Source organism: Collinsella provencensis (assembly GCF_900199705.1).
Taxonomy (GTDB): Bacteria; Actinomycetota; Coriobacteriia; order Coriobacteriales; family Coriobacteriaceae; genus Collinsella; species Collinsella provencensis.
Genome location: NZ_LT904908.1, coordinates 596,848 through 612,456, shown reverse-complemented (window position 1 = coordinate 612,456; position 15,609 = coordinate 596,848). Strand labels below are relative to the sequence as shown.

Below are 15,609 nucleotides of genomic sequence, written 5' to 3'. Positions count from 1 at the left end.
CAGGTGGTCAACGCCCTCAAAGCGGATATCGGGACGGGTGTGTCCCTGTCTTTTAAACACACCCCAGCGGCGGGGGGGCCCCCCGCCGCGATAGTCAGATGAACGCCGGCTCGCGTGGCGGACGTTCCGGGGGCCGCGATAATCGCGGCAGTTACGCCACTCGTGGCAACGCGAATTCCGGCCAGCGTCGTTCAACCCGCCGTCCGGGCGATCACGGCGGGCGTCGGTAGCCATGCAAAAGCGGTATGTAGCGAAATGGCTCGTAGCGGCACTTGGCGTGCTCGCTGTGGGCTTTTGCTTCCAGCGCGCTGTGGTGTTGGCTATCCACAGCACGCTGATGCCGGCGCTACTGCCGTTGCTTGCCAGCAGCGGGTTCACGGGCTCGCTCGTTCCCGTCATGCTGGCGATCACGGAGCTCGCGTGCATCGTGGTGTACATCGGGTGGTGGTGCTCTTTGCGCCCCCGTTCGATTATCAAGCTGCGCAGTCGCCGTCTCGATGCGCGTTCAAATGTGCTGGCCCTCTGCGCTCTCGTGCTGTTGGGCGTCGGCTTGCAGCTTGGCATCTCGTTGGCGCTTCAGCTGGTACTTCCGTTGTTCCCCAGCTTGAAGGCCGAATACCATGAGTTGATGAGCTCGGAGGTGTTCAGCAGTCTTACCCTGCTTTCGCTGTTGGTCGTGGCACTCGGTGCCCCCATTTCCGAGGAGGCGCTCTGTCGCGGCGTCATATTCGAGTTCTCGCTGCGCGCGTTCTGTCCCGAACTGCCCCCAGAGCTTTCGAGGCGCCAGTTTTGGTGCGCCAACATCGTCCAGGCGCTGCTCTTTGGCATATTCCATCTCAATGTGGTGCAGGGTGCCTACGCGTTCGTTGTCGGGCTGGTGTTTGGTTGGGTCGTGTGGCGTACGGGCAGGCTGTGGTACGGGATGGTTTTGCACCTATCGTTGAACCTGTCGTCCTATTTCGTGTCCGATATGCATGCGATTACGGCGCCATGGGGACTGGTTGGCAATATCGCATTTGTGGCACTGCTGCTCATCTGCGGTTTTGCCGGGCTGTTCCGTGCAACAGATGGGCGATGATGCTGCAAAACGCGCATGAAGGCGTTGTTGGTGACAGACGCTTTTTTTTGAGACCGGACCGTTGTTGCAGATGCGCTTTTGAGACCGGACCGTTGTTGCAAAAAGAGACCGGTTTCTGCAACATTCGTCTGGTCTCATTTTTGGGCATGCAGCATCCGTCTGGTCTCAACTTCGGGCGTGACGCGGCGGTTCGGCCTCAACATCTATCGCAGCTGGTGCCGCGCCTCTCAACCGCGCTGGGCAAACCCGTCTGCCTTCCAGATACCCCGCCGACTTGATGGGTAGTAGAATGGAAGATGTCCGCATTTGACCCATCAAGGAGGAATCACATGCCGGTTTCTACGCCCATCGACCCCACCAAAACCCCTGCGTGGGAGGCGCTTCGCGCTCACTATGACAAGCTGACGAGCGAGGGAATCAGTCTCAAAGATTGGTTCGCTGCCGACCCTGAGCGCGTGGAAAAGCTCTCGTTCGATGCGGGCGACCTTCACTTCGACCTCTCCAAGAATCTCATCACCGATGAGACGGTGAAGCTGCTTGCCGACCTCGGTCGTGCGTGCGGTGTCGAGGCCCGCCGCGATGCCATGTATGCTGGCGAGCATATCAACACCACTGAGGATCGCGCCGTTTTGCACACTGCGCTCCGCCGCCCCGCCAGCCAGAAGGGTGAGCTCATCGTCGACGGCCAGGATGTCGTCGCCGATGTTCACGAGGTCCTCGACCGCATGTACGCCTTCGCCGAGGAAGTGCGCTCCGGTGCATGGAAGGGCGTGAGTGGCAAGAAGATCGAGCATTTGGTGTCCATCGGCATCGGTGGCTCCGACCTCGGTCCGGTCATGGTTTACGAGGCGCTCAAACCGTACGCCGACGCGGGTATCGATTGCCGCTACATCTCCAACATCGACCCCAACGACCAGGCGGAAAAGTTGCGCGGTCTCGACTCAGAGACCACGCTCGTGATCATCGTGTCCAAGACCTTCACCACGCTCGAGACGCTTACCAACGCACGCGAGGTCAAGGCTTGGATGCTCGAGCAGCTTCGCGCCGCGGGCGCCATCGACGGTACGCCCGAGCAGGATGCCGAGGCCATCGCCAAGCACTTTGTGGCCGTGTCCACCGCACTCGACCTCGTTGCCGATTTCGGCATCGATCCCAAGAACGCGTTCGGTTTCTGGAATTGGGTGGGCGGCCGTTACTCTGTCGACTCCGCCGTGGGTCTCTCGCTCATCATCGTGCTCGGTCCCGAGCGCTTCCAGCAGTTCCTTGCGGGTTTCCGCGCCATTGACGAGTACTTTGAGAGCACCCCGCTCGAGGAGAACGTCGTCGCGCTCATGGGCCTCATGAACGTGTGGTACGTCAACTTCTTCGGCGCCGACACGCACGCGGTCCTGCCATACACCCAGTACTTGCACCGCTTCCCGGCCTATCTGCAGCAGCTCACCATGGAGTCCAACGGCAAACATGTGCGCTGGGATGGCACGCCGGTGACCTGTCACACGGGCGAAGTCTTCTGGGGGGAGCCGGGCACCAACGGCCAGCACGCGTTCTACCAGCTCATCCATCAAGGCAGCGTGATGATCCCCGCCGACTTCATCGCCTTTGCCAACACCGCCAACCCCGCGGTCGACGGCGGCCAGGACGTGCACGAGCTGTTCTTGGGCAACTACCTTGCCCAGACCAAGGCGCTCGCGTTCGGCAAGACTGCCGACGAGGTGCGCGCCGAGGGCACGGCCGAGTGGATGGTCCCCGCCCGCGTGTTCGCCGGCAACCGTCCCACGACCTCGATTTTCGGCGACACGCTGACCCCGTTCGCGCTCGGCGAGCTCATCGCGCTGTACGAGCACATCACGTTCGTCGAGGGTGCCGTGTGGGGCATCGACTCCTACGACCAGTGGGGCGTCGAGCTGGGCAAGCAGATGGCCAAGCAGATCACGCCCGCCTTCCACGATGATGAGGCGCTGGCTGGCCAGGATGCCTCCACGCGCGCGCTGATCGAGTTCTACCGCGCGCACCGTCAGTAGCGTTTGGCTCGCACAAGCCCGCATTGAGGCGCGCACACCGCACGTAGCGTTTGGAGCGTTCGGCTTAATGCGCGTTGTAAATCAAGCCTTCAAGGCCCGTGTATGTTCGCATGCGCGGGCCTTTTTGTTGTATTGTGGGGTCCACTTCGCGCGATACCCAGTGCGGTGGAGGACAGGAGGGGACATCAAGTATGCAGAACAACGCAGTGCCGGCATTTCCATTCAAGGCGGTTATCTTCGACATGGACGGCGTCATCGTCGACACCGAGATGGCCTATGCGTATGAAACGCGCGACTTCCTGGCGAGCCAGGGCGTGACCGTCTCCATGGAGGAACTCTATGCGCAGGTGGGCCGCTCGCACCAGGACTTTTGCGAGACGCTGGTGGATTGGCTCGGCCGCGCAGGGGAGAACCTCGGCACGCAGGAGGCGCTTGCGCGCTTCGATGCCTGGGAGGATAGCGAACCGTTGGATTACGCCAAGCTGCTCAATCCCGGTGTGCGTGAGGCGTTGGAGGGCTTGGCCGCTCGCGGCGTGCGTCTTGCCGTGGCGTCGTCCTCGCCGCTCGACAACATCCATCAGGTTCTGACGGAATGCGAGATCCTGGACGCGTTCGAGTTCGTGACGAGCGGCGAGCAGTTCGTACGCAGCAAGCCCGATCCTGAGATCTACTTGCACGTGCTGGACGCTCTGGGCCTTTCCGCACGGGAATGCTGTTGCGTCGAGGACTCCGCCCCCGGAATCGCCGCGGGCAAGGCAGCGGGCCTGACGGTTGTTGCCAAGCGCGAGGAGCGCTTCGGTTTCAGCCAGGATGAGGCCGACTATGTAGTGGACCGGGTTTCCGATATCCTGACGCTCGAGTTCTAACGTTCCGGCGCAGCGACCCGTTGTGTGGAAATAGCCACGTCTCGGCCACATTTTGTTTCGCGCACGGGGGTTGCAGTATCATGGGGCGCAATTGACGCAAAACGTAAAAAACGATGCAACGCACGGAAAGGAACACGCCTATGGTCATCAAGGCAATTGCGGTCGATGTCGATGGAACCCTCACCAACGATGACAAGGAGATCGCCCCGCGCACGAGGGAAGTTTTGATTGATGCACAGCGCGCCGGCATCCGTGTGATCATCGCCTCGGGTCGCCCCTCGCAAGGCGTCAAACGCCTGGCCGAGCAACTCGAGCTCGCGCAGCACGGCGGCCTGATCGCCTCGTACAACGGCGGCCACGTCAAAGACGTCAAGACGGGCGAGATCCTCTATGAGCACGCGTTGCCCAAAGACATCATCAAGCCGTTGCTTGATCACGTGAGGCAGTTCGACGTCATCCCGTGGTTCACGCGCGACGGATACCTCTATGTGGAGCACGCCTTCGTGGATGACATCTACATCCGTGGCAAGGCCTGCAACATCATCAAGCACGAGTGCGAAGTGTGCGACCTGCTCGTGTGCGAAGTGAGGAGCCTTGAGAACCTGGCCGACATCCCTCAGTGCAAGCTGCTCACGGCGGGCACCGACACCTATATGGCGGAGCATTGGAAAGAGCTCGCCGCGCCGTTTGAGGGCGTGCTCGATTCGACGTTCACCTCGGACTTCTTCTACGAGTTCATGCCGAAGGGTGTGAACAAGGGCTCGGCTTTGGCGAACGTCCTGCCCACGCTCGGTATCGATGCCTCCGAAACCGTGACGTTCGGCGATGCGCAAAACGATGTCGAAATGCTGCGCTGGGCGGGCACGGGCGTTGCCATGGGAAACGCGACCGACGAGGTCAAGGCAGCTGCAGACATGGTGACGCTCACCAACAACGAGGACGGCATCGCCGCCGCCCTGGAGAAGCTTTTGGGGTAGTTGGATTTGGCTGGGACTTCGGATCGCCCCCGATGGAAGCAGGCCACGAGGGAAGGGGACCGTGCGATGGCGACAACTTCACGTGAACCGTCGTTTATTCCGCTTTGGCAGCAAGTGGTCAACGACCTCAAAGCGGATATCGGGACGGGTGTGTACGAGCTCCTCGACCGCATCCCCTCCGAGGCTGACTTGTGCGAGCGCTTCGGCGTGAGCCGCATCACAGTGCGCCGCGCTGTGGACGAGTTGGTGAACGAGGGGTATCTGGTGCGCAAGCGCGGGTGCGGCACCTTTGTGAGCCGACCGAACGTCCTCAAGGTCATGCAGCGCGACAACGTGGACCACACGGTGATGAGCTACTCGGGCATTTGCAGCCAGAGCGGCTATAAGCCCGGCGCCCGTCCCGTTTCGTGCCGCAAGACCAAACCGCCCGTTACGTGCCAACGGCTGTTCGGAGTCTCCCCATCCGCCGATGTCCTGCGCGTGGAGCGCGTCCGTACCGCCGACGACTTGCCGGTGCTCATCGAGACCAACTTCTTCTCCGGTCCCGCGTTCGACTTCCTGCTCGACCTCGACTTGGCCGACTGCTCGCTTTTCGGCTTGATCGAGGAGCACTTGGGACTGGTGCCCGAACTGCATGAGTCGTGCACCCTCGAGGTCTACAGCGCTTCTACCGAGATGGCCGCGGCGCTCGAAGTGGTTCCCGGCGAGCCGCTGTTCTGCCTTGCCGGCGACTACTACGACCAGTACGGGAATCCGCTGTTCTACGGCGAGCAATACATCGTCGGTTCGCGCTATTTCTTCGCCGTTTAAGCACTTGTCCGGGTGCCTCGGGCCCGTTGTCTTAGTTTTTGCGACATTTATGACACGCCCCTCCGGCACCGATGAATAGGGGCCATCGACCAGTTATCCGACCCTTCGTTGCCCGGCACGTTCGTATAGTCGAATGTGCCGGGCGCGTTCGTTTGCGCACCCGTGCCGTCGAGACATGCAAACCTACGGGAGGGGTTCGATATGGTTCGTGACATCCCAACGATGGAGACGTACATCGGTCGGTCTCCACAGGTGTTCGAAGATAACCTGCGGAGGGGGACCGAGCTCGTCGCCCCCATGGTGGAACTCTTCTCCCAGCAGGACGCGCATGAGATTCGACTGATCGCCTCAGGCTCATCGTATAACGCCTGTGCGGCGGTCCGCCCCTTCATGGAGCAGGTGCTCTCCGTTCGCGTGGACGTGCTCACGCCCTCCCGCTATCTGGATGAGTTCGAGCGCTTGGAACGTATCGCGTCCGACTCGTTCGAGGTGTTCATCTCGCAGAGCGGCTGCAGCACGAACATCATCGAGGCCGCCTGCGCCGCGCGCGAGCACGGTCACGTGGTGATCGGCCTGACGGGCAACGTCGAGGCGGATTTGCGCGCCCATGTCGATTCGATCGTCGAATGGGGCGTGGGAAACGAGACGGTCGATTTCGTGACGCTCGGCGTTGTGACGCTCATGGAGTTCTGGGCGCTGTTCGCACTGCAGACCGCCCGCGAGCGCGCCGTGATCTCCGATGCCGAATGGGCCTGCTGGATGGAGCAGCTTGCGTGCGTGCCCGAGCTCCACGAGGCGGTCCAAAGCGCTGTCCATCAGCTCATGGACGAGCATGCGCGGACGTTCCTCTCCCCGGGTCCCGCCTTCGTGTGCGGAGCGGGCGCTGCATATGGCACCGCGCTCGAGGGGGCGCTCAAGTGGCAGGAGACGCTCAAGTGCCCCGCCACTCCGCTCGAACCCGAGGAGTACATCCACGGTCCCAACATGCTGCTCTCACCGCGCTCCACGGTGATCTTCCTGGATCCGGTCGGCTATCCGGGCCGCACCTTTGACATCTACCGCGCTACACGCGAGGTGACCGATCGCGCCTTCCTCATCGCGGCGTATGACAATCCTGACGCGCGGGACGACCACGTGATCGGGGTCCACGCCGAGGTGGATCCCACAGTCGCGCCCTTCTTCCTGCTGCCCGCCGTGCAGCTGTTCGCGGCGCGCGGGATGCGCGAGCTCGACTGCGAGGAGTGCCATCCGCTGTTCGATCGTTTCGAGCGGCTCGTCAAATGTAAGACGGACGACTACGACGATGTGCAGAAGCGCAAGCTCGAGGTGGCTGGGTACGCCGCGGAAGGCGAGCGTCGCTCGTAGAGGGACGCGCGTCGCATGGGGGCGAGCGTCTTCGACTGCGCCCGTCACCTGCCCTAAAGGGGATTTCGGACGGATTTCGAGGCTTTTCGTCCAGTCCATACGGAAATGGAAGCAGTGGAAAGGGAAGGAGTACTTCATGATCAAGATGATTCGCGTCGATTACCGACTCCTGCATGGTCAGGTTGCCGTGTCGTGGACCAAGGCGCTTGGTCCCGACTGCATCTTGCTGGTAAGTGACACCGTGCTCGACGACAAGCTGCGCCTCTCGGCGCTGGCACTCGCCAAGCCCGATGGATGCAAAGTCGTCATCAAGAACACCGTCGACGCCATCGCGGCGCTCAAGAGCGGCGTGACCGACAAGTACAAGCTGTTCATCGTGTGCGAAACGGTCCAGCAGGCGGGGGTCATCGCGCGTGAGCTCGGGGTGGGCGAGATAAACCTCGGCAACATCCCGTTCAGCGAGGACGCCCGTCAAGTGTCGCAGTCCATCTTCCTCACCGACGAGAACAACGCGTATCTCAAGGAACTGATGGATGCCGGTATCGAGTTGTTCGTGCAGATGATTCCTGCCGATGGCCGGACCGATGCGAAGAAAATCGTGAGTTAGGAGGGGTGTTTTCATGCTTATCAAGACTCTGTTCATCTTTTTGATCGCCCTGCTCGGCTATTCCGAGTGGCTGCTCGGCACGAGCTACGTGCAGCGTCCCATCGTGCTCGGCCCTCTGGTGGGCCTGGTGATGGGCGACGTGGTGACCGGTACCATTATGGGTGCGACGATGGAGCTCGCCATGGTGGGCGCAATCTCCATCGGTGCCTACAACCCGCCCGACACCATCGCCGGCACGATCCTCGGCGTTTCGCTCGCCATGCAGGCCGGTGCTGACGCCTCCGCGGCTCTGACGCTGGGCATTCCCATCGCGACCATCTCTCTGGCGCTCGATACCGCGCTCGGCCAGCCGGTCATGCTCTTCCTGGTGCACCGTATCGATAAGAACGTCGAGGATGGCAACACGCGCGCCATCACGCGCAATATGTTCATTGCCGGCTACGCCCAGAGCTGGTGCGGCCTGCTGCTCGTCCCATTGGCGTTCTACTTTGGTTCCGATGCCGTGGCTCAGCTGCTGAGCATCATCCCCGAGTTCGTCCAGACCGGCATGGACATCGCCGCCGGCCTCCTGCCCGCCCTCGGCTTCGCCATGCTCGCCCAGATGATCATGAACAAGACGGTGCTGCCGTTCTTCTTCGCCGGCTTCTTCCTGGTCGCCTACTTCGGCGTCGGTACCACGGGCGTCGCGATCTTCGCCGCCATCATCGTGGCTGCCATGGTGGTGCTGGGCGGATTCACCAGGAAGCCCGAGCTGCCCGCAACCGAGACGACCACCGCAGGAGGTGCCTTCGATGAGTTTTAAGTTCGAGGCCGCATACGACAAGCAGATCACCCGCAAGGACCTGCAGCAGCTGTTCTTCCGCACGATTCCCTACGAGCACTCCTGGAACTACGAGCGCATGGGCAACGTGGGTTTCACTTGGGCCCTCATGCCCATCCTGCGCAAGTTGTATCCGGATGAGACCGAGTTCCGCGCCGCGATGAAGCGCCACATGGAGCTCTACAACGTGACGCCCTATATCGCCACGCTGCCCATCTCCATCGCCGCCGCGATGGAAGAGGCCAACGCCGCGGACGAGTCGTTTGACACGAGCGCCATCTCCAACGTCAAGCTCGCCCTCATGGGCCCGCTTTCCGGTATCGGCGACGCGTTCTTCTGGGGCACGCTGCGCATCCTCGCCACCGGCATCGGCACGTCGCTCGCGCTGCAGGGATCCATTCTGGGCCCGATTTTGTTCCTGCTGGTGTTCAACGTCCCTCATTACGTCATCCGCTACCTGCTGACGTTCGTGGGATACCGCTTCGGCTCCGATATGATCGCCAAGATCCAGGAGTCCGGCCTTATGGATACCATCGTCAAGATGACCTCCATCATGGGTGCCATGGTCATCGGCGCCATGACCATGGAGATGATCGCGGTCGACATCCCCGTCGCCATCGGCGTGGGCGAGGACGTGACGACCGTCGCGGAGCTGCTGAACGGCATCTTCCCGGGCTTTGTGACGCTCATGATGTTCGGCATCGTGTACTACATGCTCAAGAAGAAGATGAATCCGCTGCTCATCATGTTGATCATCCTGCTGGCGAGCATCGTTTGCGCCTACTTCGGCATCCTGGGCGTGGTGGGATAATCGCGTGCCGACAACGCGTTTCGCACATCCCCGCGATACACGTTTATCGAACGGGTCGAGACCGCTTTGTATGGTGCTCGACCCGTTTTTCGTGCGTGGCTTGCATGTAAAACTCGGTATCTTTTCGGAATTTGGGCGTGCGAAAGTGGGCGAAATGCCGAAAAGCCACCGAGCTGCGCGCGTGCGGACAGAAGGCGTGCGCATTCGCGGTCGCGTTCAGCGAGATTCTGGACTTAGAGGTGCCGCCGTCCAGTTGGTTGTGGTACCGTCTCGTATGACAGCATAAGACGTATCAATACCGGGGGAGGTCTACATGGCGCACACGTTGGACGAGGGTTCGTCGACGCCTCTGTACGCTCAGCTGAGGGACCTGCTCAAGCGCCAGATCGATAAGGGGGAGTTCGTGCCCGGTCAGCGAATCCCCTCTGAGGACAAGCTGAACGGCCTCTATGGCGTGAGCCGCATCACCGTTCGTCGCGCCTTGCAGGAGCTGGTGAACGAGGGGTACCTCGTGAAGTGCCCTGGCAAGGGCACCTATGTCAGAGCGCGCGCGTCCGACATCGAGCCCCCCTCGAAGATCCGCGCCAAGTTCACGCAGGACAATGACGTCCAGAGCTTCACCAAGGCGTGCGAGAGCAATGGCCAGCGCGCCGGCGCCCGCCTGCTCTCGTGCGACGAGGTCCCGGCCTTTGATGAGGCGCGTGAGTTTTTGGGCTTGGGGCCTGAGGACCGCCTGCTGCGCGTCATGCGTATCCGCACGGCGAATCGCATGCCCATCATGGTGGAGGAGAACTATTTCCCGGCGAAGACGTTCGGGTTCCTTCGCGAGGCCGACTTCGAGGACACCTCGCTGTACGATATCGTCGTGGCCCATGGTCATAGCGAGCCGATGCTCAACGAGCCGTGTGCCCTCGACCTCGAAAAGGCGCCCGCCGAGATGGCCCCGTATTTGGACGTGCCCGCCGGCGAGCCCTTGTTTTGCCTCGCGGGGCATTACTACGGCGCGGACGGATCACCCATGTACCTGGGAAAACTGCATATCGTGGGAACGAGATACACGTTTCGCATCTAATGGTTGGACGACGCCCCGACGCATTTCGCGCCGGGGCGTTTTTACTGCCCAAACGAGGCTGAAGCGTGTTTTCCAACCTCCGCCAAATGCTTTCCGTGCGCTGGATGGCTGCGAACCGGTATTACACTGTCATATACAACTTTGTACTAAGAAAAACCACTCACGGTGAAAAACAGGCCGTTGACAGAACGGTGACTATAACAGGCTATAACAGGTTATGCCCTGCCTATAATAGGTCTTGCAACAACGAAACCAGTTGGATGAGGGGGATGCACGATGGCTCAGATCATCATTGCAACGCATGGCGGGCTCTCCCGTGGCATGCTCGATTCGCTTCACATGGTCGCCGGCGGTGCGGCCGATGGCATCGAGACGTATAGCCTTGAGTTCGGCCAGAATCCCAATGACTATTACGAGCAGCTGCGTGAGCGCATCACCGCGAGCGACGAGCAGTTCATCATCATGTGCGACATCAAGGGCGGCAGCGTGCACAACGCGCTCTATCGCTTGACCGAGCTGCCCAACGTCGTCGTTTTCTCCGGTCTCACCATGGGCATGGCGCTCGAGATCGCGCTCACCGCCCGCGACGGCCTCGATGTCGCGGCGGCGCAGCGCGTGCTCGAAGCCGCCCGCGAGGGAGTCACCGTCGCCTTTGGCGGCGAGACCGTCGACGAAGAGGAGGACGAGGACTTCTAGGTTCTCGGTCAATGTGTTCCATTGCGTCGCTCAGCTATCCTATAGACATCGACCGTGCCGCATAAGCGGTTGGGATGAAAGGAAAACGTCATGATCAAGATGCTCCGTGTCGACCATCGCCTGCTCCACGGTCAGGTGGCCGTCTCCTGGAAGAGCGCCCTGGATGTCGATTGCATCCTCGTTGCCAACGACGCCGTGCCCGGCGATGCCCTGCGCAAGAGCGCCATCAAGCTCGCCAAACCGGCTGACACCAAACTCGTCATCAAGACGGTCGAGGACTCGATCACCGCCCTCAACAGCGGCGTGACCGATAAGTACAAGCTCTTCATCGTGGTCGAGTCCATCGCCGACGCCGCCCGCCTGTGCCGTGAGTGCGGCATCAAGTACCTCAACCTGGGCGGTACGAAGGCCACGGCCGACACCCGCGCCATCTCCAAGGCCATGAACGTCACGGCTGAGGAGGAGCAGACGCTGCGCGAGCTCGTCGCCGAGGGCGTGGACGTCGAGATCCAGATGGTCCCCAACGATTCGGCCGTCAAGGTGGAGCGCGCCCTCTAGCGCATCTTCCACCGCGACACCCAAGGGTGCCGGCACGGGCCCGGGTGTCGCGTTTGCGGTGGCGGTTTTCGCCTGGCACATCCCCACAACCTGGCATGCAAGGCCCATCAAGGCATGGGCGGGGGAGTGCTTGTCTGATATGCCGGGTTGGCACTAGGTGCACAAAGAGGTGGCGAGGGGCCGCCTCTTGAGATATGCAGAAAGGAGCACAGATGATTGTCCAAGCCATTTTGCTGGGCCTCGTCGCCATGCTCGGCAACGCGGAGTACCTGCTCGGTACCAGTTGCCTGTCCCGTCCGTTGGTGATGGGAGCGCTCACCGGCATCATCATGGGTGACATCCCCACGGGTGTTATGCTCGGTGCCACGTTGGAGCTCGCCTTTATGGGTTCGTTCTCCATCGGCGCGAGCATCCCGCCCGAGATGATTTCCGGTACCGTTCTCGGCACCGCCTTCACCATCTCGACCGGCTCCGGCCTCGAGACCGCGCTGACAATCGGCATCCCGGTCGCCTCGCTCGTCCTCATCGTCAAGAACGTCGGCATGGTCTTCATCCTTCCGCCGTTCGTCCACAAGGCCGACGACTACGCGGCCAAGGGCGACATGGCGGGCGTTGCGCGCATGCACTTCTTGGGCGGTTTCTTCGGCGTCAACCTCATCATCGGCCTGTGCGTCGCCATCGGCTTCTACGCCGGCGGCCCCGCGGTCCAGGCGCTGCTCGACATGATCCCGGAGTGGGTCTCCAACGGCCTGCAGATCACCATGGGCCTGCTGCCTGCCATCGGTTTCGCGCTGCTGCTTAAGATGATCATGAACAAGACCGTCGCCTGCTTCTTCATCGCCGGCTTCGCTCTGTCCACCTACCTGGGAATCCCCACCACCGGTATCGCCATCTTCGGTGCCGTCGTGGCCGTGGTCCTCTCCCAGATCCAGCAGAAGCTGAACGCCCGTCCCGCTCTCGCCACCGAAGGAGGTATGGACGATGACGACGACTTCTAATGACGCCGCGGTCCAGACCGCAGACGAGCGCAAGCTCACCAAGAAGGACCTCAACAGGGTTGCCGTCCGCTCGCTCGGTATGGAGTGGGACTGGAACTACGAGCGACAGATGAACATGGCCTTCTGCTACTCGATGCTTCCGATCATCAAGAAGCTCTACCCCAACAAGGATGATCAGGTCCAGGCCATGCAGCGCCACATGGAGTTCTTCAACACCACGCCGCATATGTCCACGCTCATCCTCGGCATCACCGCCGCCATGGAGGAGCAGAACGCCACCGACCCCGAGTTCGAGACCGAGTCCATCAACAACGTCAAGGTCTCCCTCATGGGTCCTCTGGCCGGTATCGGCGACTCCTTCATCTGGGGCACGCTGCGCATCATCGCCACGGGCGTCGGCGTGAGCCTGGCCGCCCAGGGCAACATCCTCGGCCCTATCCTGTTCCTGCTGCTCTTCAACATCCCGGCTCAGGGCCTGCGTTTCTACCTGATGCACGCCGGTTACAAGCTGGGTAGCGGTTTCCTCGCCAAGGTGCAGGAGAGCGGCCTTATGGACATCCTCACCTACGGCGCCTCCGTCCTCGGCCTCATGGTCATCGGCGGCATGACGGCGGAGAACGTCTCCGTCAGCGTGCCCTTGGTGATCGGTTCCGGCGAGACTGCAACCACACTGGGCGAGATTTGCAACACGATCATGCCCGGCCTGCTTCCGCTCGCCTTTACGATGCTCATGTACTGGCTCGTGAGCAAGAAGAACGTCAAGACCACCACGCTGCTCGTCGCGCTCGTGGTCGTGGGCCTCGCGGGCTCCTTCTTCGGCATCTTGGGCGTGTAGGTCGCAATTCGTATATTTTTCCTGCAAGGAGTGCATCGGCGCGCCTTGTCGGGGCGTCGGCCCGCACGGATACGGCTGGCGCCCCGTTTTTCATTTCTTTAGGGGAGGAATCATGCAAACGAGTGAGGAACGCATATGGACGATGGGGGACTACGTGGAGGAGTCCGTCACGGCGGTGCACGAGAATCTCAAGCGCGCCGATGAGCTCACCTCGCCGCTCATCGCCTGCTGCAACGGCCGGATGCCCGCTCGTATTCGCCTGGTGGCGTCGGGCTCCTCGTACAATGCGTGCCAATGCGCGCTGCCGTTTATGAAGGCGTGCTTGCCCGAGGTCCAGATCAGCGTGGTGACGCCGCACCGGTTCACGTATTACGAGTCTGAGGTCGGCGACGGCGAACTCGTCGCGGTGGTGACGCAAAGCGGTCTTTCCACCAACGCGCTGGAGGCGCTTGATGTCATCCGCGCACAGAGCGTCTGCGCGGTGTGCCTCACTGGCAACGTGGACGCCGACGCGCGCGAGCACGCCGACGTGATGGTCGATTGGGGCGCGGGCGTCGAGCTCGTGGGGTATGTCACCAAGGGCGTCACAACGCTCGCCCTGTTCCTCATGATGTTTGCCTGTCGGCTGGGCGACCGGCCCGAGCGCATGGCGGACCTCGCCGCCGCGGCTGAGGTGCTCGATTCCGTGCGCACGGCGACGTACGAGTTTTTCCGCAGGCACGAGAAGGCACTGACGTCGATGCGCGTGAGCTACTGCGTTGCAGCGGACGGCGCGCGTGGAGTCGCTCTCGAGGGCGCCCTCAAGATCGGTGAGACGGTGCACNGAGACGGGGGGGAACGGGGACCCGCCCCCGGCCCCGCCTATGAGGTCGAGGAGTTCATCCACGGCCCCAACCTGCAGCTCACCCCGGCGTACACCTTGTTCTTCTTCGATGCCCCCGACGCCGCGCGCGAGCGCTGCCGCACGGTGTATCGCGCGGCCCGCGAGGTGAGCGACGCGGCCTTCTTGTTGACGAGCGCGCAGGCCGTGGAGCCCGCCTCCACGTCGGACCTGCTCCGGGATCCCAACGTGCTCATGGTGCCCGAGCTTCCCGCAGGCGACCTCGCGTGCCTCGCGTACCTGCCGTTCGTGCAGCTGGTGAGCCACCTGGTCAGCAGTTCCCTGGGCAGCTCGAAACAGCATCCGCTCCTCAAGCGATTCAAGGCAATCGCCTCGGCCAAGACCGAGAGCTTCGTGAATTACGACGGGGATGATTAATTCTCGGCGCGATGTCCGAATAACCCCTACAATCATGCATAGCGGCTGCGCGTGCGCCCATCTGTGAGAACGTGTGGGTTGGGCGTCTGGACGCGCGCCGCTTTCGCCCATCAGACAGGAGATCTCAGCATGGCTCAACTCGGCTTTCCCTTTACCGCCGTCATATTCGATATGGACGGTGTGATCGTCGACACCGAGAGGTTCTACTTCGACACGCTGGCGCAGCTGTTCGACAAAGAGGGCATCGATGTGCCCCGTGTGGAACTGTGTCATGCCGTGGGGGCGTCATTCCAAGATTTCAAACGCAACCTCATGCGCTGGTACGGCATGGGCGGCGTGGAGATCACCGCGGAGGAGGGCCTTGCGCGGTACAACGAATGGGAGTCCCAACACGCGCCGGATTTCGCGGCCCTGTTGAACCCCGGTGTGGTCGAGACGATCAAGGAGCTCAAGGCCCGCGGCGTGCGCGTCGCCCTGGCGTCGTCTTCGCCCATGAACAACATCCTCGAAGTGCTTGGCGCCTGTGGGCTTGACGGTGAGTTCGAGTTGGTGACGAGCGGCGAGCAGTTCCATCAAGGCAAGCCCAGCCCCGAGATTTACCTGCACACGCTCGAGAACCTCGGCCTGTCTGCAGATGAGTGCTGCTGCATCGAGGACTCCGTCCCCGGCATCGCCGCCGGCAAGGCGGCGGGCCTGACGGTGTTCGCCAAGCGCGAGGAGCGTTTCGGATTTAGTCAGGACGCGGCCGACTGCATCATCGATTCCGTTCCCGACCTGCTCACGGCGGCCACCTCGCTGTAAGGCGCAACGCGTCGGGACGACATACGTGGCATGAGC

The 15,609-nt window shown here is 61.9% G+C and carries 15 protein-coding genes; all 15 read left to right on the top strand.

The window, feature by feature from the left end; genetic code table 11:
* Nucleotides 1-232 precede the first annotated feature (232 nt).
* On the top strand, nucleotides 233-1,078 hold the full coding sequence (locus C1711_RS02720; protein WP_102337682.1) for a CPBP family intramembrane glutamic endopeptidase: 846 nt from the start codon (nucleotides 233-235) through the stop codon (nucleotides 1,076-1,078).
* Nucleotides 1,079-1,407: 329 nt separating this feature from the next.
* Nucleotides 1,408-3,099 (top strand): glucose-6-phosphate isomerase, encoded by a 1,692-nt coding sequence (gene pgi, locus C1711_RS02715; protein ID WP_102337681.1) that lies wholly within the window; start codon nucleotides 1,408-1,410, stop codon nucleotides 3,097-3,099.
* A gap of 191 nt (nucleotides 3,100-3,290) precedes the next feature.
* Nucleotides 3,291-3,965, top strand: a complete 675-nt coding sequence (locus C1711_RS02710) for an HAD family hydrolase (protein WP_199824828.1) — start codon at nucleotides 3,291-3,293, stop codon at nucleotides 3,963-3,965.
* A gap of 140 nt (nucleotides 3,966-4,105) precedes the next feature.
* Nucleotides 4,106-4,942, top strand: coding sequence for a Cof-type HAD-IIB family hydrolase (locus C1711_RS02705; protein WP_102337680.1), 837 nt, complete (start codon nucleotides 4,106-4,108; stop codon nucleotides 4,940-4,942).
* Between the two features lie 66 nt (nucleotides 4,943-5,008).
* Complete coding sequence (locus C1711_RS02700) at nucleotides 5,009-5,752, top strand: GntR family transcriptional regulator (RefSeq protein WP_102337679.1); 744 nt, start codon at nucleotides 5,009-5,011, stop codon at nucleotides 5,750-5,752.
* 201 nt (nucleotides 5,753-5,953) lie between these two features.
* Nucleotides 5,954-7,117 (top strand): SIS domain-containing protein, encoded by a 1,164-nt coding sequence (locus C1711_RS02695; protein WP_102337678.1) that lies wholly within the window; start codon nucleotides 5,954-5,956, stop codon nucleotides 7,115-7,117.
* A 136-nt stretch (nucleotides 7,118-7,253) separates the two neighbouring features.
* Nucleotides 7,254-7,724, top strand: coding sequence for a PTS sugar transporter subunit IIB (locus C1711_RS02690; protein WP_102337677.1), 471 nt, complete (start codon nucleotides 7,254-7,256; stop codon nucleotides 7,722-7,724).
* A gap of 13 nt (nucleotides 7,725-7,737) precedes the next feature.
* A complete protein-coding gene (locus C1711_RS02685; RefSeq protein WP_102337676.1) occupies nucleotides 7,738-8,526 on the top strand; it encodes a PTS mannose/fructose/sorbose/N-acetylgalactosamine transporter subunit IIC in 789 nt (262 codons plus the stop codon).
* A complete protein-coding gene (locus tag C1711_RS02680) occupies nucleotides 8,516-9,355 on the top strand; it encodes a PTS system mannose/fructose/sorbose family transporter subunit IID (RefSeq protein ID WP_102337675.1) in 840 nt (279 codons plus the stop codon). The genes C1711_RS02685 and C1711_RS02680 overlap by 11 nt, the downstream gene beginning before the upstream one ends.
* A gap of 313 nt (nucleotides 9,356-9,668) precedes the next feature.
* On the top strand, nucleotides 9,669-10,427 hold the full coding sequence (locus tag C1711_RS02675) for a GntR family transcriptional regulator (RefSeq protein WP_102337674.1): 759 nt from the start codon (nucleotides 9,669-9,671) through the stop codon (nucleotides 10,425-10,427).
* A 276-nt stretch (nucleotides 10,428-10,703) separates the two neighbouring features.
* On the top strand, nucleotides 10,704-11,123 hold the full coding sequence (locus tag C1711_RS02670; RefSeq protein ID WP_102337673.1) for a PTS sugar transporter subunit IIA: 420 nt from the start codon (nucleotides 10,704-10,706) through the stop codon (nucleotides 11,121-11,123).
* 90 nt (nucleotides 11,124-11,213) lie between these two features.
* Entirely contained in the window at nucleotides 11,214-11,681 is a 468-nt protein-coding gene (locus C1711_RS02665) for a PTS sugar transporter subunit IIB (RefSeq protein WP_102337672.1), read from the top strand.
* Nucleotides 11,682-11,893: 212 nt separating this feature from the next.
* The gene (locus C1711_RS02660; RefSeq protein ID WP_102337671.1) at nucleotides 11,894-12,679 is read left to right on the top strand and encodes a PTS mannose/fructose/sorbose/N-acetylgalactosamine transporter subunit IIC; all 786 of its coding nucleotides are present in this window, start codon (nucleotides 11,894-11,896) and stop codon (nucleotides 12,677-12,679) included.
* Nucleotides 12,663-13,514, top strand: coding sequence for a PTS system mannose/fructose/sorbose family transporter subunit IID (locus C1711_RS02655; protein ID WP_102337670.1), 852 nt, complete (start codon nucleotides 12,663-12,665; stop codon nucleotides 13,512-13,514). The genes C1711_RS02660 and C1711_RS02655 overlap by 17 nt, the downstream gene beginning before the upstream one ends.
* Before the next feature lie 1,387 nt (nucleotides 13,515-14,901).
* Complete coding sequence (locus C1711_RS02645) at nucleotides 14,902-15,573, top strand: HAD family hydrolase (RefSeq protein ID WP_102337668.1); 672 nt, start codon at nucleotides 14,902-14,904, stop codon at nucleotides 15,571-15,573.
* The last annotated feature ends 36 nt before the right edge of the window (nucleotides 15,574-15,609 follow it).

Bases quoted from the DNA above. Each gene is read 5' to 3' on its own strand.
- C1711_RS02720 (WP_102337682.1), top strand. From the start codon at position 233: ATGCAAAAGCGGTATGTAGCGAAATGGCTCGTAGCGGCACTTGGCGTG.
- pgi (WP_102337681.1), top strand. From the start codon at position 1,408: ATGCCGGTTTCTACGCCCATCGACCCCACCAAAACCCCTGCGTGGGAG.
- C1711_RS02710 (WP_199824828.1), top strand. From the start codon at position 3,291: ATGCAGAACAACGCAGTGCCGGCATTTCCATTCAAGGCGGTTATCTTC.
- C1711_RS02705 (WP_102337680.1), top strand. From the start codon at position 4,106: ATGGTCATCAAGGCAATTGCGGTCGATGTCGATGGAACCCTCACCAAC.
- C1711_RS02700 (WP_102337679.1), top strand. From the start codon at position 5,009: ATGGCGACAACTTCACGTGAACCGTCGTTTATTCCGCTTTGGCAGCAA.
- C1711_RS02695 (WP_102337678.1), top strand. From the start codon at position 5,954: ATGGTTCGTGACATCCCAACGATGGAGACGTACATCGGTCGGTCTCCA.
- C1711_RS02690 (WP_102337677.1), top strand. From the start codon at position 7,254: ATGATCAAGATGATTCGCGTCGATTACCGACTCCTGCATGGTCAGGTT.
- C1711_RS02685 (WP_102337676.1), top strand. From the start codon at position 7,738: ATGCTTATCAAGACTCTGTTCATCTTTTTGATCGCCCTGCTCGGCTAT.
- C1711_RS02680 (WP_102337675.1), top strand. From the start codon at position 8,516: ATGAGTTTTAAGTTCGAGGCCGCATACGACAAGCAGATCACCCGCAAG.
- C1711_RS02675 (WP_102337674.1), top strand. From the start codon at position 9,669: ATGGCGCACACGTTGGACGAGGGTTCGTCGACGCCTCTGTACGCTCAG.
- C1711_RS02670 (WP_102337673.1), top strand. From the start codon at position 10,704: ATGGCTCAGATCATCATTGCAACGCATGGCGGGCTCTCCCGTGGCATG.
- C1711_RS02665 (WP_102337672.1), top strand. From the start codon at position 11,214: ATGATCAAGATGCTCCGTGTCGACCATCGCCTGCTCCACGGTCAGGTG.
- C1711_RS02660 (WP_102337671.1), top strand. From the start codon at position 11,894: ATGATTGTCCAAGCCATTTTGCTGGGCCTCGTCGCCATGCTCGGCAAC.
- C1711_RS02655 (WP_102337670.1), top strand. From the start codon at position 12,663: ATGACGACGACTTCTAATGACGCCGCGGTCCAGACCGCAGACGAGCGC.
- C1711_RS02645 (WP_102337668.1), top strand. From the start codon at position 14,902: ATGGCTCAACTCGGCTTTCCCTTTACCGCCGTCATATTCGATATGGAC.